The 301-nt window shown below is 56.1% G+C and carries 1 pseudogene; it reads right to left on the bottom strand.

Going from position 1 to position 301, the window contains the following annotated elements:
* A pseudogene (locus tag VC352_RS24840) lies at positions 1–301 on the bottom strand (methyl-accepting chemotaxis protein); the annotation flags it as partial.

Genomic DNA, 301 nt, shown 5'->3' with positions numbered 1-301 from the left:
AACTGCTCGATCTGATGCAGGCTGGCATCGATGCTTTGTTGCCCCTGGCTGGCCTGATCCTCGTCTGTGTGAACTTCGCTTGACGCATGCTCGTCATTCTTGTCTACGTCCTTTACACCATATGTCACCTGGTTGACGGCGGTGGCCACTAACTCCATCTGCTGTGCTTGCTGCTGGCTATGCAGCTGCGCTTCGCTGGATATGTCGCCCATGCTACGTGCCGCCTGATCCAGGGAACTGGAGGAGTCGAGCAACTGGCGGATGACACCACGCAGCTTGTCGGTAAAGACGTTGAAATGGC

The sequence above is a fragment of the Pseudomonas sp. C11 genome (assembly GCF_034683865.1).
GTDB lineage: Bacteria > Pseudomonadota > Gammaproteobacteria > Pseudomonadales > Pseudomonadaceae > Aquipseudomonas.
This window is presented reverse-complemented; position numbering and strand designations above follow the sequence as displayed.